The 24,353-nt window shown below is 65.2% G+C and carries 24 protein-coding genes and 1 pseudogene; 18 read left to right on the top strand and 7 right to left on the bottom strand.

Annotation, left to right across the window (positions count from 1 at the left end):
• Positions 1 to 54: 54 nt before the first annotated feature.
• Both ACVDG8_RS03005 and ACVDG8_RS03000 read left to right on the top strand, forming a co-directional pair.
• A complete protein-coding gene (locus ACVDG8_RS03005; protein ID WP_447253358.1) occupies positions 55 to 1,275 on the top strand; it encodes a helix-turn-helix domain-containing protein in 1,221 nt (406 codons plus the stop codon).
• 66 nt (positions 1,276 to 1,341) lie between these two features.
• On the top strand, positions 1,342 to 1,995 hold the full coding sequence (locus ACVDG8_RS03000) for a Vgb family protein (RefSeq protein WP_447253357.1): 654 nt from the start codon (positions 1,342 to 1,344) through the stop codon (positions 1,993 to 1,995).
• A gap of 25 nt (positions 1,996 to 2,020) precedes the next feature.
• Here the strand turns inward: ACVDG8_RS03000 and ACVDG8_RS02995 are convergent, their stop codons facing one another.
• Positions 2,021 to 3,109, bottom strand: a complete 1,089-nt coding sequence (locus tag ACVDG8_RS02995) for an acyltransferase family protein (protein ID WP_447253356.1) — start codon at positions 3,107 to 3,109, stop codon at positions 2,021 to 2,023.
• A gap of 101 nt (positions 3,110 to 3,210) precedes the next feature.
• Entirely contained in the window at positions 3,211 to 3,780 is a 570-nt protein-coding gene (gene efp, locus ACVDG8_RS02990) for an elongation factor P (protein ID WP_371013681.1), read from the bottom strand.
• A 129-nt stretch (positions 3,781 to 3,909) separates the two neighbouring features.
• Here efp and epmA point away from each other — a divergent pair, with 129 nt between their 5' ends.
• The 7 genes from epmA (at position 3,910) to lpxK (ending at position 10,742) form a co-directional block, all read left to right on the top strand.
• The gene (gene epmA, locus ACVDG8_RS02985) at positions 3,910 to 4,953 is read left to right on the top strand and encodes an EF-P lysine aminoacylase EpmA (RefSeq protein WP_447253355.1); all 1,044 of its coding nucleotides are present in this window, start codon (positions 3,910 to 3,912) and stop codon (positions 4,951 to 4,953) included.
• Positions 4,954 to 5,158: 205 nt separating this feature from the next.
• Positions 5,159 to 6,502: a TldD/PmbA family protein gene (locus ACVDG8_RS02980; protein WP_447253354.1), complete on the top strand. Its 1,344-nt coding sequence runs from the start codon at positions 5,159 to 5,161 to the stop codon at positions 6,500 to 6,502.
• A complete protein-coding gene (locus ACVDG8_RS02975; protein ID WP_447253353.1) occupies positions 6,489 to 7,298 on the top strand; it encodes a 3'(2'),5'-bisphosphate nucleotidase CysQ in 810 nt (269 codons plus the stop codon). Before ACVDG8_RS02980 ends, ACVDG8_RS02975 begins: the two co-directional genes overlap by 14 nt.
• A 73-nt stretch (positions 7,299 to 7,371) precedes the next feature.
• On the top strand, positions 7,372 to 7,617 hold the full coding sequence (locus tag ACVDG8_RS02970) for a DUF4170 domain-containing protein (protein WP_447253352.1): 246 nt from the start codon (positions 7,372 to 7,374) through the stop codon (positions 7,615 to 7,617).
• Positions 7,618 to 7,622: 5 nt separating this feature from the next.
• Entirely contained in the window at positions 7,623 to 8,399 is a 777-nt protein-coding gene (locus tag ACVDG8_RS02965) for a lysophospholipid acyltransferase family protein (RefSeq protein WP_447257213.1), read from the top strand.
• On the top strand, positions 8,396 to 9,712 hold the full coding sequence (gene waaA / locus ACVDG8_RS02960) for a lipid IV(A) 3-deoxy-D-manno-octulosonic acid transferase (protein WP_447253351.1): 1,317 nt from the start codon (positions 8,396 to 8,398) through the stop codon (positions 9,710 to 9,712). Before ACVDG8_RS02965 ends, waaA begins: the two co-directional genes overlap by 4 nt.
• A 1-nt stretch (position 9,713) precedes the next feature.
• A complete protein-coding gene (gene lpxK / locus ACVDG8_RS02955) occupies positions 9,714 to 10,742 on the top strand; it encodes a tetraacyldisaccharide 4'-kinase (RefSeq protein ID WP_447253350.1) in 1,029 nt (342 codons plus the stop codon).
• 71 nt (positions 10,743 to 10,813) lie between these two features.
• On the opposite strand, the gene ACVDG8_RS02950 is transcribed toward lpxK, so the two are convergent.
• Positions 10,814 to 11,047, bottom strand: coding sequence for a DUF2093 domain-containing protein (locus tag ACVDG8_RS02950; RefSeq protein WP_447253349.1), 234 nt, complete (start codon positions 11,045 to 11,047; stop codon positions 10,814 to 10,816).
• A gap of 116 nt (positions 11,048 to 11,163) precedes the next feature.
• Here ACVDG8_RS02950 and ACVDG8_RS02945 point away from each other — a divergent pair, with 116 nt between their 5' ends.
• Positions 11,164 to 11,760 carry a hypothetical protein gene (locus ACVDG8_RS02945; protein WP_447253348.1) on the top strand — a complete coding sequence of 199 codons (597 nt, stop codon included), beginning with the start codon at positions 11,164 to 11,166 and terminating at the stop codon, positions 11,758 to 11,760.
• A 106-nt stretch (positions 11,761 to 11,866) separates the two neighbouring features.
• On the opposite strand, the gene ACVDG8_RS02940 is transcribed toward ACVDG8_RS02945, so the two are convergent.
• On the bottom strand, positions 11,867 to 12,793 hold the full coding sequence (locus tag ACVDG8_RS02940; RefSeq protein ID WP_447253347.1) for a LysR substrate-binding domain-containing protein: 927 nt from the start codon (positions 12,791 to 12,793) through the stop codon (positions 11,867 to 11,869).
• 90 nt (positions 12,794 to 12,883) lie between these two features.
• Between ACVDG8_RS02940 and ACVDG8_RS02935 the strand changes: the two genes are divergently transcribed.
• Positions 12,884 to 13,777 (top strand): DMT family transporter, encoded by an 894-nt coding sequence (locus ACVDG8_RS02935; RefSeq protein ID WP_447253346.1) that lies wholly within the window; start codon positions 12,884 to 12,886, stop codon positions 13,775 to 13,777.
• Between the two features lie 107 nt (positions 13,778 to 13,884).
• Positions 13,885 to 14,637, top strand: coding sequence for a hypothetical protein (locus tag ACVDG8_RS02930; RefSeq protein ID WP_447253345.1), 753 nt, complete (start codon positions 13,885 to 13,887; stop codon positions 14,635 to 14,637).
• Between the two features lie 21 nt (positions 14,638 to 14,658).
• Here ACVDG8_RS02930 and mutL read toward each other — a convergent pair.
• Together mutL and ACVDG8_RS02920 are read right to left on the bottom strand one after the other, a co-directional pair.
• A pseudogene (mutL, locus tag ACVDG8_RS02925) lies at positions 14,659 to 16,526 on the bottom strand (DNA mismatch repair endonuclease MutL).
• A 57-nt stretch (positions 16,527 to 16,583) separates the two neighbouring features.
• Entirely contained in the window at positions 16,584 to 17,546 is a 963-nt protein-coding gene (locus tag ACVDG8_RS02920; protein WP_447253343.1) for a GlxA family transcriptional regulator, read from the bottom strand.
• 111 nt (positions 17,547 to 17,657) lie between these two features.
• Here ACVDG8_RS02920 and ACVDG8_RS02915 point away from each other — a divergent pair, with 111 nt between their 5' ends.
• Positions 17,658 to 17,966, top strand: coding sequence for a putative quinol monooxygenase (locus ACVDG8_RS02915; RefSeq protein WP_447253342.1), 309 nt, complete (start codon positions 17,658 to 17,660; stop codon positions 17,964 to 17,966).
• A gap of 52 nt (positions 17,967 to 18,018) precedes the next feature.
• Here the strand turns inward: ACVDG8_RS02915 and ACVDG8_RS02910 are convergent, their stop codons facing one another.
• On the bottom strand, positions 18,019 to 18,921 hold the full coding sequence (locus tag ACVDG8_RS02910; RefSeq protein WP_447253341.1) for a LysR substrate-binding domain-containing protein: 903 nt from the start codon (positions 18,919 to 18,921) through the stop codon (positions 18,019 to 18,021).
• An 89-nt stretch (positions 18,922 to 19,010) separates the two neighbouring features.
• Between ACVDG8_RS02910 and ACVDG8_RS02905 the strand changes: the two genes are divergently transcribed.
• From ACVDG8_RS02905 to ACVDG8_RS02885, 5 genes are all read left to right on the top strand, one after another.
• A complete protein-coding gene (locus ACVDG8_RS02905; RefSeq protein WP_447253340.1) occupies positions 19,011 to 20,561 on the top strand; it encodes a trimethylamine methyltransferase family protein in 1,551 nt (516 codons plus the stop codon).
• A gap of 68 nt (positions 20,562 to 20,629) precedes the next feature.
• Entirely contained in the window at positions 20,630 to 22,279 is a 1,650-nt protein-coding gene (locus ACVDG8_RS02900) for an ABC transporter substrate-binding protein (RefSeq protein WP_447253339.1), read from the top strand.
• Positions 22,280 to 22,368: 89 nt separating this feature from the next.
• Positions 22,369 to 22,848 carry a DUF3828 domain-containing protein gene (locus tag ACVDG8_RS02895; protein ID WP_447253338.1) on the top strand — a complete coding sequence of 160 codons (480 nt, stop codon included), beginning with the start codon at positions 22,369 to 22,371 and terminating at the stop codon, positions 22,846 to 22,848.
• Between the two features lie 4 nt (positions 22,849 to 22,852).
• On the top strand, positions 22,853 to 23,446 hold the full coding sequence (locus tag ACVDG8_RS02890) for a hypothetical protein (protein ID WP_447253337.1): 594 nt from the start codon (positions 22,853 to 22,855) through the stop codon (positions 23,444 to 23,446).
• A 29-nt stretch (positions 23,447 to 23,475) separates the two neighbouring features.
• Positions 23,476 to 24,351 (top strand): alpha/beta hydrolase, encoded by an 876-nt coding sequence (locus ACVDG8_RS02885; RefSeq protein WP_447253336.1) that lies wholly within the window; start codon positions 23,476 to 23,478, stop codon positions 24,349 to 24,351.
• The last annotated feature ends 2 nt before the right edge of the window (positions 24,352 to 24,353 follow it).

The following is a 24,353-nucleotide window of genomic DNA, read 5'->3' as shown; positions in this document are numbered from 1 at the left end:
TTGCGCCATGGCGGGAGTTACAAGTGTGACGGGATTTGTTCTCGCGGGTCGTGTATGGACTCGCTGATCAACGCCGCCGGCCGCGCACTGGCCGCGGGCGATCCGCTCGGCGCGCTGAAGCGCGTTGCGCTGCGCGATGACGCGCCGGCTCTGGCGTTGCGCGGCATTGCGATGGCGCAGCTCGGCGACTTCGCCAAGGCAAAGACGCTGTTGAAAAGCGCTGCCCGCGCTTTCAGTTCGAGGGAGACTGTCGCCCGCGCGCGCTGCGTCGTCGCCGAGGCGGAGATCGCGCTTGTCTCGCGCGACCTCGGCTGGCCGGAGAAAGCGCTGCGGTCGGCGCGCGCGACGTTGCAAGCGCATGGCGACAGGATCAATGCCGCCTATGCCGGCAGCCTCGAAGCGCGCCGTCTCATCCTCATCGGCCGTCTCGACGAGGCCGAACGGCTGCTCGCCGGCTTCGATCCAGCGCCGCTGCCGCCGGTCGCGCGCGTCGCGCATGAGCTCGCCGCGGCCGGCATCGCGGTGCGGCGCCTGCGGACAAAAGCGGCGCGCTCGGCCTTCGGCCGCGCCTCGCTCGCTGCTTACCAGGCCAACATCCCAGCGCTGAAGACCGAGGTCGAAACCGCATCCCTGGTGTTGAACACGCCAGTCGGCCGGCTGATCGCGCAAGGGTCGGAGAAGCCGTTGATGCTCGACGAGGTCGAGGCGCTGCTGGGCTCGGGCGCGCTGGTCGTCGATGCTTGCCGCAACATTGTCCGCCGAGCCGACGCGGTTGTCTCGCTGGCCACGCGTCCGGTGCTGTTTGCGCTGGCGCGATCGCTCGCCGAAGCCTGGCCGGCGGATGCGTCGCGGGAGGTGTTGTTGAGGCGTGCCTTCCGCGCCAGGCATGTCGATGAATCGCATCGCGCGCGGCTCAGGGTCGAGATGGGGCGGCTGCGCGCCGAGCTCACCGCACTGGCCGAAATCGGCGCCACGGCCGCCGGTTTCGCGCTGACGCCGCTCGGCGCCACCGACGTTGTCGTGCTGGCGCCGCCGATCGAGGAGGACCATGGCGCGGTGCTCGCGTTTCTTGCCGATGGCGAATCCTGGTCGAGCTCGGCGCTGGCGATCGCGCTCGGCGCCAGCGCCCGCACCGTACAGCGGGCGCTGGAAGATCTGTCGGCAGGAAGCAAGGTGCAGGCCGTCGGCCGTGGCCGGGCGCGCCGCTGGATGATGCCGCCGGTGACCGGATTCCCGACTGTCTTGTTACTCCCGGGTCCGCTGCCCAGCGACTAAGCATGTCTTCGAAGGCGGCCCGGACCTCAATGGTCCGGCGCCCTGTTCAGATCGATGGAGAGAACGATGAAACGAGCTGCGGCTGAAATCCTGCGGGAATACGGACCGTTTCCCGGCGTCGAGCGCGTCAACGGCGTCACCTATGACGGCGAGAATGTCTGGTTCGCGAGCGGCGACAAGCTGAACGCGGTCGATCCCGAGAGCGGCGCGATCGTGCGCTCGATCGATGTCGCCTCGCATGCCGGAACCGCTTTCGACGGCGAGTATCTCTACCAGATCGCTGAGGACCGCATCCACAAGGTCGACCCGAGGACCGGCAAGGTGGTCGCTACCATTCCGGCCCCCGGTAATGGCGGCGATTCAGGCATGGCCTGGGCCGAGGGGTCGCTCTGGGTCGGCGAATACCGGGCGCACAAGATCCATCAGATCGATCCTGAGACGGGGAAGGTGATCCGCAGTATCGAGTCCAAACGCGTCGTCACCGGCGTCACCTGGGTCGATGGCGAGCTCTGGCATGCCACCTGGGAAGGCGAGGAGGGCGATCTGCTGCGCATCGATCCTGAGACAGGCGACACGCTGCAGGAGGTGAAGATGCCATCCGGCGTATCGGGACTGGAATCCGATGGCGGCGGCTGCTTCTTCTGCGGCGGCGGCAGCAGGGGCAAGATCAAGGCGGTGCGCCGCCCGGAGCATGGCGCCGGCAATAATCGGCTGGTTTAACTTGAAGCGGGCAGGGCGGCCGCGATCAGGCCGCCTCGCGCGCTGGGCGGGTAACGCCCTTGTTGGAGCGTTGTCCGGCCTTGGGGCCGTCGATATGGGCCCAGGCCGGGCGTTCGAACAGGAAATTGCCGAAGCCGGTCCATTTGACCATGGCATAGAGGATCACCGGGCTGATCACGGAGACGAGCAGCACCGCCAGGCTCAGCCAGCCCGTGTCTGTGAGCAGGCCGCTGGAGAGTGCTGCGGCCCGAAACAGCGACATAGGGATGGTGAAGGCGACATAGACGACCAGCGAATGCTCGCCCAGCCAGCGCAGCCATTCCATGGACGTAAATTTCGACAGGAAACCGCCGGCCACGCAAAGCGCCACCGCGCCGGCGACGGCGAGCGTGAGATGCAGCGGCGGCCATGCCGCGAAGCCCATCTTGGTGTCGACCGGCTCGACCACATAGCCGGGCGAATAGACGAGCAGGCCGTTTACGATCGCCCAGGCGAGCAGGCCGGCGACGGCGATAGCCGGACGCTCCTGCGTCCACGCGACCAACCGGAAAATCAGCGGCGCCAGGACAAAGCCGAGATAGAAGAACACGAAATAGGCCGCGAACTGGGTGAGCGCATAGCTGTCGGACTGCGGCGCCCACATCTGCAGCGCGGCGGCAACGGGAATAACCACCCAATGCGGCACGCGAAGCTCGCGCAACAGGCGCGCGGCGAGGCCGAACACCGCCAGCATGTAGATGAACCACAGCACGCCATAGGGCTGGACGACGGCCATTGCCAGGTCGTGCAGCATGCCATTGGGATCGCGGCTGAAAATGCCGATCTTCAGCCCGATCGAGATGATTGCCCACAGCACGTAGAAATAGAAATAATGGACGACGCGGCGGTCGATATAGCGCCGCCACGGCCGGTCGATCACCAGCGACAGGAACAGGCCCGAGATCAGGAAGAATTCCGGCATGCGGAACGGCGTCGCAAAGCCGATGACATAGTGCATGAAGCCGACGCCGCCGGTGTATTCGCCGGTGTTGTAGGCCGAATACATCATCACCACCAGGATGATGGAAAGGCCCTTGGCCGTGTCCACCCACGGCATGCGGTTCGGGTTGCTCATCTGCGATCCCAGGGAAAATTCACCTGCCGCCATAGTAGCGGACAGGCAAATCCCGCGCAGCATCAAGCTTCCATTAACGTAAACACGGCGGATCGCCGCGCTCAGTCCTTGGCGCGCTCGACATAGGAGCCGTCGGCCGTCATCACCACCACGCGCGTGCCGGTGGAGATGTGCGGCGGCACCGTCGTGCGCACGCCGTTGGAAAGGATCGCCGGCTTGTAGGATGATGAAGCCGTCTGGCCCTTGGTGACCGGCTCGGTCTCGACCACTTCGAAAGTGGCGCGCTGCGGCAGCACCAGCGAGATCGGCACGCCGTTGAACTGCGCCAGCTGCACCGCCATGCCTTCCAAGAGATAGGGTGCGAAGTCGCCGACCACGGCTTCCGAGGCCACGACCTGGTCGTAGCTTTCCGGGTTCATGAAGTGAAAGCCTTCGCCGTCGGAATAGAGGAAGGTGTGCTCGCGCTCCTCGACATAGGCGCGCTCGACCATTTCGGTCGTGCGGTAGCGTTCCGAAACCTTCACCCCATCGCCGATGCGGCGCATGTCGAGCTGGGTCACCGGCGTGCCCTTGCCAGGGTGGATGTTTTCGGCAAAGAGGATGACATAGAGCTTGCCGTCCTTATCGACGACGTTGCCTTTGCGTAAGGAGCTGGCGATGACCTTGACCACGGTATTCAATCCCAATCGAGTTTTTTGGCCCGCAAGTATTGATCGCCACAAATCGGCGACGGCGGCCTTCGCCTGCGCCCTAGCGCATCTAGCGCCGAACCGCCAGCCTTACGCGCGATTTTCCTGCCCATGACCGCCGCCTCGCCGTGGTGGACGCCGCATATCCACGCCGACCGCCGGCCCCGGCTGATGGCGCGCAATGCCATCGCGGCAGCGCTGCGCGGCTGGTTCGGGACACGCGATTTCATCGAGGTGACGACCTCGGCGCTGCAGGTTTCTCCCGGCAACGAGGCGCATCTGGCGGCGTTCGCCACCGAAGCGATCGGACCGGACACCACGCGCCAGCCGCTCTATCTTCACACCTCGCCGGAATTTGCCTGCAAGAAGCTGCTTGCCGCCGGCGAAAAGCGCATTTTCAGCCTTGGCGCCGTCTACCGCAACCGTGAGCGCGGGCCGCTGCACCACCCCGAATTCACCATGCTCGAATGGTACCGGGTGGGCGAGACCTATGAACGCCTGATGATCGATTGCGCGCAATTCCTGGCGTTGGCGGCGGAACAGGCCAGTGCAAAAAGCTTCCGCTTTCGCGGCCGCGAAGCCGATCCGTTCGCCGAGCCGGAGCGCCTGTGCGTGGCGGAGGCCTTCACGCGCTATGCCGGCATCGACCTTTTGGCGACCGTTTCGCCCGACGGCAGCACCGATCGCGAAGCCTTGCACGCCGGGCTGGTGCGCGCCGGCTTGCGCACCGCGGCCGACGACAATTGGGCCGATCTGTTCAGCCGGGTCATGGTGGAAAAGGTCGAGCCGCGACTGGGGCTGGGGCGGGCGACGATCCTTTATGGCTACCCGGTCTCGGAAGCCGCCCTTGCCCGGCCAAGCGCCGAGGACCCGCGTGTCGCCGAGCGTTTCGAGCTTTATTGCTGCGGCGTCGAGCTCGCCAACGCCTTCGGCGAGCTCACCGATCCGGCCGAGCAACGCCGCCGCTTCATCGCCGAGATGGACGAGAAGCAGCGCGTCTATGGCGAGCGCTATCCGCTCGACGAGGATTTCCTCGCCGCCTTGGCGGTGATGCCGCAGGCCAGCGGCTCGGCGCTCGGTTTCGACCGGCTGGTGATGCTGGCGACAGGGGCTGCGAGGATCGACGACGTCATCTGGGCGCCGGTCGCGTGTTAGCCTCTGCTCTTTTGATGCCGCTGCGGCAATGCATCCCGCATGAACCACGGCGATTGCCATGAGATTGCCGCATCCGCCATTGCACAAGCGTCGGTGGAACAATAGATGGTGCCCGTGGCATCCATGATGGTGCGGCAGTGACGGGTGTGGCCAGACCTGGCCTCGGCCGTCTTGACAGATTGCTTGAACAAACAGGAATAACTGCATGACCGACAAGCTCGACGGAGCGAAATTGACCGATCGCGTCGCAGCTCTCGTCGAGGCTGCCAAGCGCGCCGGCGCCGACGCTGCCGATGCCGTGACGGTGCGCGGCCGCTCCGCCGGCGTGTCGGTCCGGCTGGGCAAGGTCGAGGCCACCGAATCGTCGGAGAGCGAGGATGTCTCGCTTCGCGTCTTTGTCGGTCAGCGCGTGGCAAGCGTTTCGGCCACCGCCGCGTCCGATCCGAAGGCGCTCGCCGAGCGGGCTGTCGCCATGGCCAGGGTTTCGCCCGAAGACCCGTTCCAGGGCCTCGCCGATCCGGCGTTGCTTGCGCGCAACCTGCGCGATCTCGACCTTTTCGATGCCACCGAGGTTTCCGCCGACCAGCTGAAGGAAGCCGCCCTTGCCGCGGAAGCGGCTGCATTGGCCGTCGAGGGCGTCACCAATTCGGCCGGCAGCAGCGCTGGCGCCGGCTTGGGCGGGCTGGTGCTCGCCACCTCGCATGGCTTCGTCGGCCAGTATGTCGCCTCGCGTTTTTCGCGTTCGGCCAGTGTCATTGCCGGCGAGGGCACCGGTATGGAACGCGATTATGAATTTTCCTCGCGCCAGCATTTTGCCGATCTCGACGCGCCGGATGACATCGGCCGCAAGGCCGGCGAACGCGCCGTGCGCCGCCTCGGCGCGCGCAAGGCGGCGACCGGCCCGGTCGACGTGGTGTTCGACCCGCGCGTCGCGCGCGGCATCGCCGGCCATCTCGCCGGCGCCATCAACGGCGCCGCCGTTGCCCGCAAGACCAGCTTCCTGCGCGACATGATGGGCAAGCAGGTGGCCTCGGCCGCGATCACCGTCACCGACGAGCCGCTGCGCCGGCGCGGACAGGCCTCGCGCCCGTTCGACGGCGAAGGGATCGAAGGCGACAAGCTGCTGATGGTCGAGAAGGGCGTCTTGAACCACTGGTTCCTGTCGACCTCGGCCGCCCGCGAGCTCGGCCTCGTCACCAACGGGCGCGGTTCGCGCAGCGGCTCGTCCGTTTCGCCGTCCTCGACGAACCTCGCCATCGAGCCCGGCGAGCGCTCGCCGGAGGATCTGATTGCCTCGCTGAAGCGCGGTTTCTACGTCACCGAGGTCTTCGGCCAGGGTGTCGACATGGTGACCGGCGAATACAGCCGCGGTGCTTCCGGCTTCTGGATCGAGAACGGCGCGCTCACTTACCCGGTGGCCGAAGTGACCATCGCTTCCAACCTGAAGACCATGTTCCTCAACATGGTGCCGGCAAGCGATCTCGACCGCAATTTCGGCACCGCGGCGCCGACGCTCCTGATCGAAGGGATGACCCTTGCCGGCGCTTGATGCGATCAATCTGGCCGAGGCCCGCGAGGACCTCGCTCTGCTGCGCGACGCCGCTCGCGAAGCCGGCATCATCGCCATGCGCTATTTCGGCAACAACCCGCAGGTGTGGATGAAGGGCGGCACCTCACCGGTGAGCGAGGCCGACCATGCGGCGGACGCCTATCTGCGCGAGACCTTGCTCAAGGCGCGACCCGACTATGGCTGGTTGTCGGAAGAGACCGCCGACGACCACGCCCGCCTTGCGGCGCGCCGCACCTTCGTCGTCGATCCGATCGACGGCACGCGCGGCTTTCTCGACGGCCTGCATTCCTGGTGCGTCAGCGTCGCCGTGGTCGAGGGAGGCCATTCGCTGGCCGGCGTGCTCGAATGCCCGGCCAAGCGCGAGACCTATTGGGCGCTTCCCGGCGAGGGCGCGTATCTCAATGACAGGCGGATCCACGTGCGGCCGATCGGCGATGCCGTCGACATGGGCGGCCCGAAGCCACTGGTCGATCTGGTGCCCGAGCCGTGGCAGGGCAGGCTGCGCCGCACGGCTTACATTCCCTCGCTCGCCTACCGGCTGGCGATGATTGCCGCCGGCAAGCTCGACGCGACCTTCGTCAAGCCGAGCGCGCATGACTGGGATATTGCAGCCGCGGATTTGATCCTCACCGAGGCGGGCGGAGCGCTTGTCGACCGCAGCGGCGCGCCGCCACGCTACGCCGGCGAGATCATCAACCACGGCGCGCTGGCCGCCGGCAGCGGCGCGCTGATTGGCGTGCTCACCGGCGTTCTTGCCGAACTTGACGAAGGGTGAGCCAGACGGCGGTTCCAAAACCGCTGGCTTTGGTCTAGACCTGTCACAATTCAAGAATATGCGAAGGATCGGCATGGCCGTGGAAGACGGAAAGAAACAGCTTTTGCACCTGGTGTTCGGCGGCGAGCTGAAGTCGCTGGGCGAGACCGAATTCCGCGATCTCGACGCGCTCGACATTGTCGGCATTTACCCGGACTATCAGTCGGCGCTCACCGCCTGGAAAGCCAAGGCGCAGGCCAGCGTCGACAATGCCCATATGCGCTATTTTGTCGTTCACCTGCACCGTTTCCTCGACCCTGAAAAGAAGACCGCCGGTTGACATCGATGGAGCATGACGCGGCGAAAGGGGCGACGACGCGCGCCACCAGAAGCGGCGGTACGCGCACGTGGTGGCGGCGTATCCGCCAGCCGCTGGCGGAGTCGAGCTTCGTCAAGAATTTCATCGCCAGCCTGTTCGCCTGGTTCGTGCGTCTGGTTCGCCTCACCAGCCCGCTGGTCGAAGGCTCGACCGCGGTTGCCGGTGGCGCCCAGGCGCATCTCGAACCCGGCATCATCGCGCTCTGGCATGGCCAGCATCTTCTCACCCCGGCTTTTTACCCCAAGGGCCGGCCGCTGGTCGCCATGGTTTCACGCAGCGCCGATGCCGAGCTCCAGGCGCTGATGATCGAGAAATTCGGCATCGAGGCGGTGCGTGGCTCGGGCGGTCGCGAAAACGCCAGGCATCTCGACAAAGGCGGCGCCAAGGCCTTGATCGCGCTCAAGAAAGCGCTGGTCGCCGGCAAGAATGTGGCGATGATCGCCGACATTCCGCATGGCACGCCGCGCGACGCGGGGCTGGGCATCGTGCTTTTGGCAAGGCTGTCCGGCCGGCCTATCCTGCCCGCAGCCATCACCACCAGTCGCCGCAAGGTGCTGGAAAAGAGCTGGGATCAGACCACCATCAATCTGCCCTTCGGCCGCTCCGCGGTGGTCGTCGGCACGCCGGTCTTCGTGCCGGCCGACGCCGATGAGGCCGAAATGGAGCGCAAGCGCCAGGAGGTCACGGATTCGCTCAATGCCGCGACGGCCGAGGCTTATCGCCTTGTGGATGGCGCCAAATGAGCGAGCGCTGGGCGCGTGCCGCGCTGACGGCCTATCGCTACGCCGGGGCCGTCGCCTATCCGCTGATCGGCCCCTATGTCGCCTGGCGCGCCTCGCGCGGCAAGGAAGACCGGGTCCGCCGCCGCGAGCGCTATGGCGTTGCCGGCCGGCCGCGCCCGGACGGGCCGTTGATCTGGATCCACGCCGCAAGCGTCGGCGAAACGATCGCCGTCGTGCCGTTGGTCGAGAGCATCCTCGACTACGGCGTCAACATCGTGCTGACGACCGGCACGGTGACATCGGCCAAGGTTGCCGACGAGCGGCTGGGCGAACGAATCATCCACCAATATGTGCCGCTCGACCTGAAGCCGGCGGTCAGCCGCTTCCTCGACCATTGGCGGCCGGAGCTGGCGATCATCGCCGAATCGGAAATCTGGCCGATGACCATTCTGGAGCTCGGCGCTCGCAACGTGCCGCAGGTGCTCGTCAACGGCCGGCTGTCCGACCGCTCCTTCCTCTCGTGGAAGAAGCGCGCCGGCGTCGCCGAGGCGCTGTTCGAGAACCTCGCCCATGTCATTGCCCAGTCGGATGTCGATGGCGAGCGTTTCCGCGCGCTTGGCGCGCGTCCCGTCACCGTGTCCGGCAACCTCAAGGTCGACACCAACCCGCCGCCGGCGGACGAGCGGGCGCTAGCCAGCCTGCAGCGCCAGCTCGCCGGGCGCCCGACCTGGGCGGCGATTTCCACCCATGACGGCGAGGAGGTCGTCGCGGCGGAAGTTCATGCCAGCCTGCACAAACGCCATCCTGGCTTGCTGACCATCATCGTGCCGCGTCATCCCAACCGCGCCGATACCTTGGCCGCCGAGATTTCCGGCATGGGGCTGAAGGTCGCGCGGCGCAGCAAGGGCGAGCGCATCACGCCCGACACCGACATCTTCCTTGGTGATACGATCGGCGAAATGGGGCTCTATCTGCGCTTGACCGAAATCGCTTTTGTCGGCCGCTCGCTGACTTCGGAAGGCGGCCAGAACCCACTTGAGCCGGCCATGCTCGACACCGCCGTGCTTGCCGGCCGCAACGTGCAGAACTTTCGCGAGGCCTATCAGCGGCTGCTCGACAGCGGCGGCGCCAAGCTGGTGCGCGACCGCGACATGCTGACCGGCGCCGTCAATTTCCTGTTGAGCAACGAGGCGGCGCGCCACGAGATGATGGCGGCCGGCGTCGCGACGGTAGACGAGATGCGGGGCGCGCTCGCCCGCACGTTGAAATCGCTCGAGCCTTACATCCAGCCGCTGGTCGTCAAATCGCGCCTGAAGGGCGCCAGCGGCAAGTGACATGACCAGCGAGGCGCCGCCCTTCTGGTGGGAAAAGCCGGACTGGCGCGTGTTTGCTTTGTCGCCCGTGTCGGCGGCCTATGGCATGGTTGCCGGCCGCCGCATGCGGCGCGCGCCGCGCGAGAAGGTCGCCGCACCGGTGCTTTGCGTCGGCAATCTCACCGTTGGCGGCAGCGGCAAGACGCCGGTCGCCATTGCGCTCGCCAAACAGGCCAAGCGCATGCAGCTCACCCCCGGTTTCCTGTCGCGCGGCCATGGCGGTTCGTTTGCCAAGCCGCATGTCGTCGATGCCCATCACGATGCGGCCAAGCATGTCGGCGACGAGCCGCTGCTCCTGGCCGAACATGCCCCGGTCGCGGTGACGGCCAACCGCGCCGCCGGCGCAAAGCTGCTCATCGAAGAGCATGGCTGCGATTTCCTGATCATGGACGACGGCTTCCAGTCGGCGCGCATCCACATCGATTATGCACTGGTCGTGGTCGATGCGCGCTTCGGCATCGGCAATGGCCGCGTCATTCCGGGCGGACCGCTGCGCGCCAAGGTCGTCGACCAGCTGGTGTTCACCAGCGGTTTGCTGAAAATGGGTGAGGGGACGGCGGCCGATGGCGTGGTGCGCCAGGCGGCGCGCGCCGGCCGGCCGATCTTCCTGGCGCATGTCGAGCCCGCGGATCCGACGCGCCTTGCCGGCGGCCGCTTCCTGGCCTTCGCCGGCATCGGTCACCCGGAAAAATTCTTCGATACGGTGCGCGACGCGGGCGGCGAGGTGGCGTTGTCGCGCGCCTTCCCGGACCATCATTTTTACGCCCAGGACGATCTCGGCGATCTGCTGGCGCTGGCCGAGCGCGAGGACCTGCGCCTCGTGACCACCGCCAAGGACGCCGCGCGGCTGCGTCATGGCACGACGCCCCCAGGCTTCCTCGATCGCCTCGACGTGCTCGACATCGAGGCCAAGTTCGAGCTCGACCACGTGCCGGAGCGCATCATCGATGAAACGCTCGACGCCTGGCGCCAGCGCAAGATGCGTGGATAAAGGGCAAAGCGCTATCAATTTACAGCGGCGGCAGAGAAGAGGCGCGAGGGAACGTTCCTCGCCCGGCAATCTCAGCCGCGCTTGCGCAGTTCCGGATGCATCTCGATCTCACGGCGCAGCGAGGCGGTCGCGCTCACATAAGGCTCTTGCCGTTCGACGCTCCAATATTTGAGCTCGTCGAGCGGGATATTCTCGCCCGTCACCGCGCAGCGCACGAACGACCCCGGGCTGGTGACCTGGAAATCGCCGTCGAGATAGCGGATACGGGCTTCCCTGCCACCCGGGCCTTCAAAACGGTTCATCATGGAGTGACGCTTGGCTTCATTGAGATTCAATCGCCATAAAACTGGGGCGCGGTCAAGCTTGACGCAATGCTCGTGTAATATCGCTGCACCGACACACTGGTTCCCGGGAGCCCGGCATGGACATTACCCCGACCCGTTTGAGCACGCTGATCAATGAGGCGCTGGCCCCGCAGCCGCTGCCGTTAGCCAAGGCGGATCCGGCGACGACGGCGCTGATCAAGGCGCTGGTGCAACCTGCCGCGCCACTGAGCGCGCAGGCGGCGCAGTTTGCGGCGCAGGCACAGACCAATTCCTTGCAGGTGCCACCCGCTCGCGCCACCCAGCGCCCGTCATCCAATCCGGTCGAAGACGCCTATCGCGCGATGATGGAGCCGGACGATGGCGCCGAGGACGCGCCGGCGAGGGCGCCTATGGGCAGGCAAGCGGCCGATGCCGACCAGGCACCACGCGCTAGCGGGCCGGTTCAGCCACCTGTCGCCGACAATGCCGTGAGGGCTGCCGCCATGGCGCCGCAACCGCAGTCGGTTGCCGCCACGGCGCTTTCCTCGCCAGCGCTGGTGGCTGCCAATGCCAACGCGCCGCCGCGTGGAGGCGTTCGCCCCTCCTATCCACCGCGATCCGAACCCACCCCGGTTTCGCTGTGGACGATATCGGTGGTCACCGCGATCGTGTCGGCCGTGACCACCTGCATCATGGTGTTGGTGTTACGCTGACTGGAGCAATTCCAGGAAAAGTGTGAGCGGTCAGGCGCGGCGACTTCGCCGTAACCCTCCGTCCGGAATTGCGTAAAACAAAAGAGTTAGAATCGCGGCCCGAATCTCAATGGTCGTCTTGCAGGAAGGCTTCGACCCTCTCCGGGGCGAGTCCGGCCTGTCTGGCGATTCGACCGGCAAGGTCAGCCGCCGCCGCGCGCGGCCGGCCGACCGGGCGGTCGAGCCAGTAGGATACCGGATTGAGCACCTTGCGATCATCGACCGGAACGATACGGCCGGACCTGAGCTGGTCCTGCGTCAAGGGCGGCCGCGCCAGTGCGATGCCGAGCCCATGCGCCGCCGCGTCAAGCACCAGATTATAATCCTCAAAACGCCGGTCCTGCGGGCGCGGCCGATAATCCATGTCGTTCGCCGCGAACCAGGCGCGCCATCCCGATGCGTCGGAATCGTTGATCAGCGGGAATTTGAGCAGCCGGGCCGGATCGCCGTGGCCGATTTCCTTCGCCAGCCCCGGCGACGCGATTGGAAAAATATGTTCCTCGAAGAGCTGCACCGAGACGCGGCCGGGAATGCCGCCGCGCCCGCAACGCACCGAAAGGTCAATGCCTTCATCGGCAAGGTCGGCCTGGCGGTTGTCGACATCGAGCACGATGCGCAGTTTTGTCGGGCTGTTTTCAAGCGCGGCCATGCGCGGCATCAGCCATAACCCGCTGACCGAGGGGATCGACGCCAGCCGCACCACGGCGGTGCCGCGCGGCTCGACCCAGCGGTCGGAATTGAAGGAGATCAGCGCAAAGGCTTCCGCCGTCCTCAGATGCAGCCGGTTGCCCTCGATCGTCAGCGTCACGCCGCGCGCATTGCGCTCGAACACCTTAAGCCCCAGCCAACCTTCCAGCTTGGCGATCTGCCGGCTCACCGCGCCATGGGTGAGGTTGAGCTTCTCCGCCGCCGCCGAGAAACTCCCGGTACGCGCCGCCGCGTCGAAGGCGCGCAAGGTCTCGAGCGGCAGTATCTGGTCTGAGCTGTGATCCATGCTCACAGCTGACCCTCGAATTGCTCGTTTGTCAATCACATCGCAATCGCGTCTTCTATGCTCATGACACAGAAAGACGAGGCCACGGCAATGAGCGCTTACACCGGCACGTTGAATGAGACACAGCGCATGGACACCACCGCGATGATCGCGGTGGCTTTGACGGTGGTCGGCTGGGCCTCGGCTTTCCCGGCGATCCGCGCCGGCCTCGCCGCCTTCCAGCCGCTGGAGCTCGGCGCGCTGCGCTTCGGCATCGCGGCCGTGCCGGCGGCGATCTTCCTTGCGGTGAAGCGTCCGGCGCTGCCGAGACTCGACGAGTTGTGGCGCTTCGCCTTTGGCGGCGCGATTTTCGTCGCGCTCTACACCGCCATGCTCAATTTCGGCGAGCTGACCGTCTCGGCGGGCGCCGCCGGCTTCATCATCAATGTTAGCCCGATCTTCACCGCCATCATGGCCATGGCGCTGCTCGGCGAGCGCTTCTCGCGCATGGCTTGGCTCGGCACCGTAATTTCGTTCGCCGGTATCGGCATCATCGCGGTGGCCGACGGACACGGCCTGCATTTCAACGCCGGCGCGCTGCTGGTGCTTGGTTCGGCGCTGTGCTCGGCTGTGAACACCATCGTCCAGAAGCCGCTCTTTGGCCGCCATCACCCGCTGACGATTTCCGCTTCTAACATGGTGCTCGGCGCGCTTTGCCTTTCGCCTTTCCTGCCGCAAGCCTTCTCGCAGGCGGCGGTCGCCAATACCGCCGGCCTCGGTGCCGTCATCTATCTCGGCATCGTGCCGAGCCTGATCGCCTACGCCGCCTGGGCAACCGCGCTCTCGCGCCTGCCGGCCGCCCGCGCCTCGAACTTCCTCTATCTGGTCTCGCCGACCTCCGCGCTGATCGGCTTCTTCTGGCTCGGCGAAGTGCCGACGCTGCTCGGCATCATCGGCGGCGCGCTAGCGCTGGGTGGCGTCATCGTGGTGAATTTGAAGCGGTAAAACAAAAGCTTGGAGCCGTTTCCGGACGCAAAGCAGAAGCCCTTCGCCAGCATGCAGACACCCAGGAGAAGCGCGGCTATGGTGAGCTGCCTTGCCTGGGGGACGGAATGGGAAAACTCTTCATATCGGTGGTTTTCTGCCTCTTGGCGCTTACCGGGCAAGCGGCCGCGGGCTGGTATCAGGTCGACAATTACGAAGGCTCCATCGGGCCAAACCCGGTCCATCTGTCGCTGCAGCGCTATGACAGCTTCGGCAGCGGCATCACGGTCGAGGGAAGCTATTTCTACGACGCCAGGCAAAGTCCGAAAGCGCTGTATGGCAAGATCAGCGGCGCCAGCGTCTCGCTTTGCGAGATTGCGGACGACAAGGAATTCGACCGGGTGCTGGTCATCGGCTCGAAAGCGCCCGTCGACACCATCGGATGCCCGTTTTCTCTCGACATCAGCGACAGCGGCGCGACAGGGACCTGGAGCAAAGGCGCGGACAAGCTCCCCGTCACGCTCAAGAAGGTCGCGAGCCTCGACAATACAAGCGAGGGCAAGATCGACGGAACCGTCGAGATCCCGTTCTGGGCCGAGACCACGACGGACAGGTTCGCCGGCATCTACGAGAACACCGGTTCAGGCATCTGCATGACGAAGCTGCTGGTCATCAGCAAGAAGACAGGCAAGCCCGTCCAGCAAATCGGCTTCGGCGGCGACGACTGCAACGCCGGCATGCTGATGACGCCCATCTATATGAATGTCGAGAAGGAGCCGGGCGAGGACGTCATCTCGTTGGGCTTTCGTGATGGCGGCGCCGGCTATACGCAGGACTACGCCTTCGGCCCCAAGGCCAGGAAATACCGGAAGAGTAAATGAGGCGCTGCCTCGGGCAATACCTCACCGCCGTCCGAACAGCCTTTCGATATCCGCAAGCTTGAGCTCGATATAGGTCGGGCGGCCGTGGTTGCAGGTGCCTGAACCGGGCGTCGCCTCCATCTGGCGCAGCAGCGCGTTCATCTCCTCGGCCTTGAGCAGACGGCCTGAGCGCACCGAGCCGTGGCAAGCCATGGTGGCGGCTATTCTGTCCAGCCGCTCCTTCAGCGTCTCGACCGTGTCGTTGTCGGCGATCTCGTCGGCAAGGTCGCGCACCAATTGCTGCACATTGGTCTCGCCAAGCATCGAGGGTGTCTCGCGCACCGCCACCGCGCCTGGGCCGAAGCGTTCCAGTCCAAGCCCGAATTTGGCCAGCGTCTCGGAATGCATCGCCAGCCGTTCGGCATCATCTTCCGGCAGGTCGACGATCTCGGGCAGAAGCAGCATTTGCGAAGGCACCGCGCGGGCATGCAACGCGTTCTTCAGCGCCTCATAGACCAGCCGCTCATGCGCGGCGTGCTGGTCGACGATGACCAGCGAATCCCTGGTCTGCGCGACGATGTAGTTCTCATGCACCTGGGCGCGGGCCGCGCCCAGCACCATGCCGAGCAACGCCTCGGCCGGCTCGGCGATGCCGGCGCGCGCGTCGGCGCTGGCCAGCGGTCCGGTGTCGAAGGCCGCCTGGTCGTTTTCCGCAAAACCACCGGAGCGCGGCCTTGCCTCGCCATAGCCCATGTCGAGCGGCCGCTGCGGCGAGTGTGCCGGGTCGAAGCCGCTGGAGGCGCGATAGGCCGCTTCATAGCTTCGGTGGCCGTTGGCCGGGCCGGGATGCGAATAGGGCGTGGCGCCCGGCCGGAACGCCGCCATCATGCCGGCCGCCCCGCTGGTCGCGGCGCGGATGCCGGCGCCGGCCAGCGCCTCGCGGATGGCGCCGACGATCAGGCCGCGCACCAGGCCGGGATCACGGAAGCGCACATCGGCCTTGGCGGGATGCACGTTGACGTCGACAATTGCCGGGTCGAGCGTCAGGAACAGCACGGTCACCGCGTGCCGGTCGCGCGGCAGAACGTCGGCGAAGGCGCCGCGGATCGCACCGGCGATCAGCTTGTCGCGCACCGGCCGTCCGTTGACATAGGCATATTGCTGCAGCGCGTTGGCGCGCGTGTAGGAAGGATCGAAACGTGGCCGGCGAGATGCACGCCGTCGCGCGTTGCGTCGATGGCGATCGCGTTGTCGGGGAAGTCCTTGCCCATCACCTGCGCGACGCGCCGCAGACTGCCTTCCGCCGTGTCATCCGTCGCCGGCAGCTCCAGCGTCGAGCGGTCGGAGCCGGCCAGCGTGAAACGCACGGTGGGAAAGGCGATGGCGATGCGCTTCACGATATCGCTCGTCGCCGAGCTTTCGGCGCGCTCGCCCTTCATGAATTTGAGCCGGGCCGGCGTGGCGAAGAACAGGTCGCGCACCTCGACCGTCGTGCCGCGATTGGCCGCCGCCGGCTTCACCGCCGAGACGCGGCCGCCCTCGATGCTGATTTCGGCCGCCGCGTCCCCGCCTGCGGTGCGCGAGCGGATCGACAGCCGCGCCACCGAACCGATCGAGGGCAGGGCCTCGCCACGGAAGCCGAGCGAGCGGATGTCGTGGATGTCTTCCGAGAGCTTCGAGGTGCAGTGGCGGGCCACCGCCAGCGCGAGTTCCGGCTCGGGAATGCCCGAGCCGTCGTCGGTGACGCGGATGAGGCTCAAGCCGCCGCCAGCCGTGACGACCTCGACGCGCGAAGCACCCGCATCGAGTGCGTTCTCCACCAGTTCCTTCACCACGCTTGCCGGACGCTCGATAACCTCGCCGGCGGCGATCTGGTTGATCATCGTTTCGGATAGCTGGCGAATGGGCATGTGGCGATTATAGGCGGATTCGAGTGGCGTGGGGGAGAGCGGAATTGCGAGAATGGATCAGTTTGCGGCACGGATTTCGCGTACGCCCTTGCGCAGCCGCCGGCGCAACAGATTGCGCAACGTCACCCCGTCGCCATAGCCGACCTTGGCGGCGATCTCATCGACGCTGTCGGATGTGGTTTTCAGCAAATGCACGGCCTGCTCGACGCGCAGATCCTGGAAATAGGACAGCGGCGTCTTGCCGAGCACGTCGTTGACCCGTCGCGACAGCGTCCGCTTGCTGGCGCCCAGCGCCGCGGCCGCTTCGTCGAGATTGAAGCCGGCAGCGAGATTTCCGCGCGCCCAGCGTTCGAAACGCTCGACCAGCGGGTTCGAATGGGCGAGATGGTCCGAGATCGCATAGGCCGATTGCAGCGGCCGGCTGTCGACGATGAGGTATTTCGCCGTCAGCGCTGCGAGCTCGGGACTGGTCTGGCGGATCACCATCAAAGCGAGGTCGATATGGCCGAGCGCCGCCCCGGCGGTCGCGAACTGCCCGTCATTGATCAGCATGCGCGAGGCGTCGAGCCGCACTTGCGGGTAACGTTGCCGGAACATCGGCGCCAGCCACCAGGTCGTGGTTGATGGCCGCCGGTCGAGCAGGCCGGTTTGCGCGAGGATGAAAGTGCCGATGCAGGCGGCCCCGATGCGCGTGCCGGCTTCGGCGGCGGCGCGCAACGCCTTGGTCGCCTCGGCGATGTCGTCTCGCTTTAGCGCGTCGCCAAGCGGGCCCGGCATCTTCTGGCCGATCGCCGGGATCACCAGCCAATCGGGCGCCGGCTCGGCGCCCATCGAGATGACCGGCACCTGAAGGCCTTGCCCGGTGTGGACGGTGTCGGTCACTCCGACAATTGTCGTGACGAAACGGCCGGGCGGCGACGCCAGCATCCCGGCCAGTTCGTTGGCGGTGCCGAAAACGTCGAGCATGGTGGCCAGTCCGGTGTCGAAGACGCCGTCAAGCGCGAGGACGGAAATGTTCATGGCAACAATGATATCAAAGATGTCATTTTTGCCAATACGGTTTCCAAGCCGATGCTGCGATTGTGCCCTCGACGGCCCTTGGCCGTGCAAAACGACGAGGAGAAGATAAAAATGATCAAACTCGCATTGTTCGCGCGCTTCGAAGCCAAGCCCGGCAAGGAGAAGGACGTCGCCGCGTTCCTCGCGACCGGGTTGCAACTGGCCAATCAGGAATCCAGAACACCGATCTGGTTCGCCTTGCAGCTTTCGCCAAGCGTCTTTGGTGTATTCGATGCGTTCCATGACGAGGCAGGACGGCAGGCGCATCTCACCGGCGAGATCGCCAAGGCACTGATGGCCAATGCCGAAACGCTGTTCGTTGGCCCGCCGACCATCGACAAGATTGACGTGCTCGGCCTCAAGAATGACGGTTCGGCCTGATTGTTTCAGCCCGCAAGGCAATCCGGTCACGCGCCGGATTGCGCCGGGCCTCTCAAGCCTGCGCCACCAGCCAGTCCCTGACCTTGCGCGCATTCTCACGCAAATCGCGGTTCTTCGGCCAGATCACATGGAACCCAATACCGGTCCGCATCACATGGTCGGTCACCGGCACAAGCAGGCCTGATGCGACCAGACGCTCGACCAGGTGTCGCCAGCCAAGCGAGATGCCTTGGCCTTCCATCACCGCCTGGATGACCAGCGCATAGTCGTTGATGCGCAGGCCGCGCTCGGCGTTGCGCAGGCTGGTTCCGGCGGACGCGAACCATTCGTCCCAGTTCGGCGCCTCGCGATAGGGCTCCTCGAGATGGATGAGCCGGTGCGTCGCCAGTTCCTCGACGGTTCTCGGCATGCCGAATTTGGCGAGGTAGTTTGGGCCGGCGACCGGAAAGATCTCTTCGTCGGAGAGCGACAGCGAGTGGTAATCCGGCCAGTCGCGCGGCACGCCGCCGCGCACACCGAGCGGAATGCCCTCGGCGATGATGTCGAGATCGCGGTCGGCCGTCTGGATGCGCAGGTCGACGCCCGGCAACTCGTCGCGGAACTGCTGCAGCCGCGGCATCATCCAGAACGAACCGAAAGCCGTCGAGGCGGCAAGCGTGACATGGCCGCCGCTTGCCTGCAGGCGCAGATCCTCGGCCGACTTGCGGATATGCGACAGCCCGAGCGACACATCGGCATGGAAGCGCTCGCCGGCCTCGGTCAAAAGCACCTGGCGATGGCGGCGCTGGAAGAGCTGGGCGCCGAGCTGTTCCTCCAGCCCGCGCACGGCATAGGAGACGGCGGCCTGCGTCATGCCGAGCTCGCGGCCCGCCGCGGTGAAGCTCGACAGCCGGCCCGCCGCCTCGAAGACGATCAGGCTGCCGGCGGAGGGGAGGAGGTGGCGCAGGCTTCGCATAAGCGCAGCTTATACAAGCCATCAGGATTTTCTAGCGTCACAGCCATATTTTGCCTCGCTAACTTGGTCGGCGGGAAGAAGGAGGCTCTATGAACGCACCGGCCGCTGAATTGATCGAGCAGACCCACCGTCGTGGCGGCGGTCGTCTTGGGCGCAAAGCGCTGAGAAGCGCGCCGATCGCGTCTTTCCCGACTCTGGTCCGCAATATACCCGTTTACGAGATCGTGCCCGACGAGGCGGTGGAGCTGATCCACGACGAGTCGCTCAAAATCCTCGAAGAGGTGGGTTGCGAATTCCGCGACGACGGGGCGATCGAGCTCTGGAAGGCGGCCGGCGCCGATGTCAGGCAAACGCGCGTCCGCATCGACCGCGCGTTGCTGATGGAACTCGTCTCGAAGGTCCCGCCGGAGTTCACGCTCAACGCGCGAAATCCCGAGCGCACGGTGCGGGTCGGCGGCAAGAACTCGATCTTCGTGCCGATGTATGGCGCGCCCTATGTCCGCGACCTCGACAACAAGCGCCGCTACGGCACGCTCGACGACCTCAACAATTTCCACAAGCTCGCCTACATGGCGCCGGCGCTGCATTCCTCGAGTTCGGTCATCTGCGAGCCGATGGAAATCGCGGTGCCGAAGCGGCATCTGCATATCATCCACTCGGCGCTGAGGCATTCCGACAAGCCGTTCATGGGCATCGTGACGTCGAAGGAGCGCGCCGAGGACACGATGGCGATGGCTGCAATCGTCTTCGGCGAGGACTTCGTGCGCGACAACCCGGTGCTGGTCGCGATCACCAACTGCAATTCGCCGCTGGTGTGGGATGCCACCATGATCGATGCGATGCGGGTCTATGCGAGCCACAATCAACCGCTGATCCTGGCGCCGTTCGCGCTGTGCGGCGCCTCGACTTCCGCCTCGGCCGTCGGCGCGGTGGCGCAGGTCAATGCCGAGGCGCTGGCTGGCGTTGCTCTCACCCAGCTCATCCGTCCGGGCTCGCCGCAGCTCTACGGCCAGTTCATGGTCACCGTCGATATGAAGACGGGCGCGCCCATGGGTGGCACGCCGGAAGCCGCGCAGATGATGTATCTGATGGGCGCCCTGGCGCGGAAATACAAACTGCCCTGGCGCACCTCCGGCTTCCATGTCGGCTCCAAGCTCAATGACGCCCAGGCCGGCTACGAAGCGAACATGCTGATGCATGCCGCGATCCTGTCCGGCGCCAACTACATCTGGCATTCCGCCGGCTGGCTGGAGGCGGGTCTCACCTGCGGCTATTCGAAATTCGCCACCGACTGCGAGCAGCTGGTCGGCTGGTACAAATATGCCGGCGGCGTGTCCTTCGACGATTTCAAGGAAGCGATGGCGGCGATCCGCGAGGTCGGCCCGCAGGGCCATTTCCTCGGCACGCAGCATACGCTCGAGCATTTCGAGAGCGCCTTCTTCATGCCCAACATCATGGACTTCAATTCCTTCGAGCAATGGAGCGCCGAAGGCGCGAAGGACCATGACACGCGCGGCCGCGAAAAGGCGCGCAATATGTTGGCCGACTATCAGGAACCGACGCTCGACGAGGGCATCGCCGAGGGTCTTAGGGATTTGATCGCGCGGCGCGAGGAAAAGCTGCCCGACACCGTAAGCTAAAGCACGGACCATGCTCATCTTGAACGACAGGCAAAGACCTGCAGGGAACAGAAGTGGGAGAACAACATATGACGATTTTCAAAAGCAATGGCGATCGCGTTCCTCATGCTATCGAGGCGATGGCCGAAGAGGCGCGCGCGGGCCGTGTCGACCGGCGCGAATTCCTGGCTTTGGCCAGTGCCTTCGGCGCATCGACGGCCTTCGCCTATGGCATGATCGGCCTGGCCGTGCCGACGAAAGCCTTGGCCGACGAGCCGAAGAAGGGCGGAACGCTGCATGTCGCCATGTCGGTCAAGGCGCAGAAGGATCCGCGCACCTATGACTGGACGGAGATGGCAAACGTCACCCGCACCTGGCTGGAGCCGCTGGTGCGCTACACGCACCAGTTCACTTTCGAGCCGGTCCTGCTCGAAAGCTGGGACGTCAATGACGACGCGACCGAATACACGCTGCATGTGCGCAAAGGCGTCACCTGGAACAATGGCGATACCTTCAACGCCGATGACGTGATCGCCAATCTGAACCGCTGGTGTGAGAAGGGCGCTTCCGGCAATTCCATGGCAGCCCGCGTCGGCGCGCTGATCGATACCAAGACCGGCAAGGCGAAGGATGGCGCGATCACCAAGGTCGACGACCACACCGTCAAGTTGAAGCTCGGCGAAGCCGATGTCGCCATCATACCGGGCTTCACGGACTATCCGGCGCTTGTCGTCCATCGCGACTTCGACAAGGACGGCGCCGATCCGATCAAGAAGCCGATCGGCACCGGAGCGTTCGAGCTGGTCTCCTACGATGTCGGCCAGAAAGCGGTGGTCAAGCGCCGCGCGAACGGCAAATGGTGGGGCGGCGAAGCGCCGCTCGACTCCGTCGAGTTCATCGACTACGGCACCGATTTCAATGCCACGCTGAATGCCTTCGATTCCGGCGAGATTGACCTCGATTTCGAAACCCCGGCCGACTTCATCGACCCGTTGGACAAGATGGGTCTGGTAAAATCGGAGGTCGCGACGGCGACCACGCTGGTTGCCCGCACCAACGTCACCCACAAGCCCTATGATGACAAGCGGGTGCGCAACGCGCTGCAGATGGCGGTCGACAACAATGCAGTGTTGCAACTCGGCTACAATGGCCGCGGCACTGTCGGCGAGAACCACCATGTCGCCCCGATCCATCCGGAATACTATCCGCTGCCGAAGAAGGAGCGCGATGCGGCGGCCGCCAAGAAGCTGATGGCGGAGGCCGGCCAGGCCGACTTCGAGCACGAGCTGATCACCGTCGAGGACGAATGGCAGAAAAACACCGGCGATGCCATTGCAGGCCAGCTGCGTGAAGCCGGGATCAAGGTCAAGCGCACCGTGCTGCCGGGCTCGACCTTCTGGAACGACTGGACCAAATATCCCTATTCGATGACCATCTGGTACATGCGCCCGCTCGGCGTCCAGGTGCTGGCTTTGGGCTACCGCACCGGCGAGGCCTGGAACGAGACGGCCTATTCCAACCCGGACTTCGACGCCAAGCTGAAGGAAGCGCTTTCGCTGGCCGATCCCGCCAAGCGCAAGGAGGTGATGAAGGACGTGGAGACGATCCTGCAGGATTCCGGCGTCATCATCCAGCCATTCTGGCAGAAGCTCTACTGCCATATGAATAAGAAGGTGAAGAATTACACGATGCACCAGACCTACGAAATGGACTTCCAGAACGTCTGGCTGGATGCCTGAGACGCGGGACTTCATGAGCCGCAAAAAAGCCGGTATGCAGGATGCGTGGTGGTGATCTTGCCGCCACGCCGAACGTCCGGAGATCCTGCATGAAACCGATAGTGGTTGCCGCTGTCCTGTCGATTGTCTTGCCCGTCGCGGCCTTTGCCGGGCCGGCTTCCAATGCGGTGAAATTCTTCTACGTGCCTGAAGTGAGGTTCGAGGGCGACGCCAAATACCGCGACCGCTTCACCGAGCCGGTGACCAAGCTCTTCGATCTCAACGACAAGGCGACCAAGAACAATCCCGACGAGGTCGCCTGTCTCGATTTCGATCCCGGCCTCGACGCCCAGGACTTCGACCAGAAGACCTTGGCCAAGACGCTGAAGCTCGCCGAGACCGTCAATGGCGATACGGCCGAGGTGACGGCAACATTCAACCTTTTGCCGGAAGGCGATGATTCCAAACGTGAAATGGTCTGGTCGCTGAAGAAAGTAGACGGCAAGTGGAAGATCGCCGACATCACCTCCAAGACCAGCAACTGGACGCTGAGCGCGCTGGAATGCATGCCCGACAAGACGCCGGAGTGATGCAATGCTCCGCCGTCTGGTCCTCGCGCTGTCGACGCTACCGATGCTTGCCGCGGGACTGAATGGCGGCGCCTTGGCGCAAGGCCTGTTCGGCGCGCCGCCGGCCGCATCGCCCGGCGGCAATCAGCCCTCGGACAACAACACAGCGCCGCCGGCTGCGACGCAGCCGCCGCTGACCGCACCGGTCGAATCGCCACCGCCGGCGCCCATTCTGCCCGGGTCACCGACCGCTGTGGTGAAGCCGTTTTACGATCATGTCGGGCTGGAGCTCGATCCGGCCCAGCGCAAGAACTTCATCGATCCGGCCAAGACCGTGCTCGACAAGAGCGATGCGCTGCGCGCCTCGGGAGCAGGCGAGTGCCTCGATCCCAACATGGCGCTCGACAACGCCGATTACGACAAACTCGCCATCGACAGGAGCCTGCGCACCATCGAGGCCGTCAATGGCGACGAGGCCAAGGTGGTCGTCGCCTTCGTCGTCGAGGGCAACAAGCACCGTCTCGAATGGAAGCTGAAGAAGGTCGGCGGCGACTGGAAGATCTCCGATCTCCTGTCGGTGACCGGCGAATGGGCGCTCAGCCAGTACCAGTGCGAATGAGCCTTGATGACGCTTCCCGGTGATCGCCGATGAGATTTCGTGGGTTTGTCGGCCTGGCATTGCTCGCGCTATGCATCGCCGGCTGCATTGGCGTGTGGCGCGTCGGCTCGATGCTGATCGCTCGCGAACCCCGTCAGGTTCTTGCGGTGCCTGCCGACCTGCCCTTCGAGAGCGTCAAGCTCAAGGAGGCCGGCGGCCCCGATTTGGCGGGCTGGGTGGCTGATCGCAAGGGCAGTTGCGGTGCCATCGTTTTGTTGCACGGGCGCGGCGCCAACCGGCTTGCCGCGGTGCAAAGGGCCAGGATGCTGTTCGATGCCGGCTACTCGGTCGTCCTCTTCGACCTGTCCGGGCATGGCGAAAGCGGCGGCGCCGTCCAGGGCTTCGGCTATACGGAAGGCGAGGACGCCACCCGCATCCTGACCTATGCGCGGCAGCGTTTTCCGGGCCAGAAGCTCGGCGCGCTCGGATCCTCACTGGGCGCCGCTGCGCTGGTTTTCGCCACTCCGCGGACGCTCGCCGATGCCTATGTGCTGGAGCAGCTTTACGCGACATTGCGCGAGACGACGGCTTGGCGCATGCCGTTCAACATTCTGCGCGGCCTGCAGACCGATGTGCTGCTGGCGCAGATGCCGTTGCGCCTTGGCTTCAGCGCCGACGATGTCAGGCCCGTCGATCGCCTCGGCCAGATCGGCAGGCCGTTGATCCTGTTGGCGGGAACTGTCGATCCGTTCATCGATCGCGGGCAGGTGACGGCCTTGCATGACGCAGCGCCCGGAGTCGAACTCGTCTGGTTCGAAGGCGCTGGCCATGTCGACCTTCTGCGTTTCGACCAGTCGCGATACATGAACGCGGTGCTGCCATTCCTGTCAAAGAACCTCTGCCAGCCCGGCAGCAGCCATGGTTGATC

Source organism: Mesorhizobium sp. ORM8.1, from assembly GCF_053005525.2.
Note: the sequence above shows the minus strand (reverse complement) of the source record. Positions and strands in the feature narration are given on the sequence as shown.

What these genes read in the sequence shown, in the direction of transcription:
- ACVDG8_RS02970 (WP_447253352.1), top strand. Translation starts at nt 7,372, where the DNA reads ATGGCCGTGGAAGACGGAAAGAAACAGCTTTTGCACCTGGTGTTCGGC.
- ACVDG8_RS02910 (WP_447253341.1), bottom strand. Translation starts at nt 18,921, where the DNA reads ATGCGAAGCCTGCGCCACCTCCTCCCCTCCGCCGGCAGCCTGATCGTC.
- ACVDG8_RS02885 (WP_447253336.1), top strand. Translation starts at nt 23,476, where the DNA reads ATGAGATTTCGTGGGTTTGTCGGCCTGGCATTGCTCGCGCTATGCATC.
- ACVDG8_RS02890 (WP_447253337.1), top strand. Translation starts at nt 22,853, where the DNA reads ATGCTCCGCCGTCTGGTCCTCGCGCTGTCGACGCTACCGATGCTTGCC.
- ACVDG8_RS03005 (WP_447253358.1), top strand. Translation starts at nt 55, where the DNA reads ATGGACTCGCTGATCAACGCCGCCGGCCGCGCACTGGCCGCGGGCGAT.
- lpxK (WP_447253350.1), top strand. Translation starts at nt 9,714, where the DNA reads ATGACCAGCGAGGCGCCGCCCTTCTGGTGGGAAAAGCCGGACTGGCGC.
- ACVDG8_RS02950 (WP_447253349.1), bottom strand. Translation starts at nt 11,047, where the DNA reads ATGATGAACCGTTTTGAAGGCCCGGGTGGCAGGGAAGCCCGTATCCGC.
- ACVDG8_RS02980 (WP_447253354.1), top strand. Translation starts at nt 5,159, where the DNA reads ATGACCGACAAGCTCGACGGAGCGAAATTGACCGATCGCGTCGCAGCT.
- ACVDG8_RS03000 (WP_447253357.1), top strand. Translation starts at nt 1,342, where the DNA reads ATGAAACGAGCTGCGGCTGAAATCCTGCGGGAATACGGACCGTTTCCC.
- waaA (WP_447253351.1), top strand. Translation starts at nt 8,396, where the DNA reads ATGAGCGAGCGCTGGGCGCGTGCCGCGCTGACGGCCTATCGCTACGCC.
- ACVDG8_RS02905 (WP_447253340.1), top strand. Translation starts at nt 19,011, where the DNA reads ATGAACGCACCGGCCGCTGAATTGATCGAGCAGACCCACCGTCGTGGC.
- ACVDG8_RS02940 (WP_447253347.1), bottom strand. Translation starts at nt 12,793, where the DNA reads ATGGATCACAGCTCAGACCAGATACTGCCGCTCGAGACCTTGCGCGCC.
- epmA (WP_447253355.1), top strand. Translation starts at nt 3,910, where the DNA reads ATGACCGCCGCCTCGCCGTGGTGGACGCCGCATATCCACGCCGACCGC.
- ACVDG8_RS02965 (WP_447257213.1), top strand. Translation starts at nt 7,623, where the DNA reads ATGGAGCATGACGCGGCGAAAGGGGCGACGACGCGCGCCACCAGAAGC.
- ACVDG8_RS02945 (WP_447253348.1), top strand. Translation starts at nt 11,164, where the DNA reads ATGGACATTACCCCGACCCGTTTGAGCACGCTGATCAATGAGGCGCTG.
- ACVDG8_RS02900 (WP_447253339.1), top strand. Translation starts at nt 20,630, where the DNA reads ATGACGATTTTCAAAAGCAATGGCGATCGCGTTCCTCATGCTATCGAG.
- ACVDG8_RS02920 (WP_447253343.1), bottom strand. Translation starts at nt 17,546, where the DNA reads ATGAACATTTCCGTCCTCGCGCTTGACGGCGTCTTCGACACCGGACTG.
- ACVDG8_RS02895 (WP_447253338.1), top strand. Translation starts at nt 22,369, where the DNA reads ATGAAACCGATAGTGGTTGCCGCTGTCCTGTCGATTGTCTTGCCCGTC.
- ACVDG8_RS02915 (WP_447253342.1), top strand. Translation starts at nt 17,658, where the DNA reads ATGATCAAACTCGCATTGTTCGCGCGCTTCGAAGCCAAGCCCGGCAAG.
- ACVDG8_RS02995 (WP_447253356.1), bottom strand. Translation starts at nt 3,109, where the DNA reads ATGAGCAACCCGAACCGCATGCCGTGGGTGGACACGGCCAAGGGCCTT.
- ACVDG8_RS02935 (WP_447253346.1), top strand. Translation starts at nt 12,884, where the DNA reads ATGAGCGCTTACACCGGCACGTTGAATGAGACACAGCGCATGGACACC.
- ACVDG8_RS02930 (WP_447253345.1), top strand. Translation starts at nt 13,885, where the DNA reads ATGGGAAAACTCTTCATATCGGTGGTTTTCTGCCTCTTGGCGCTTACC.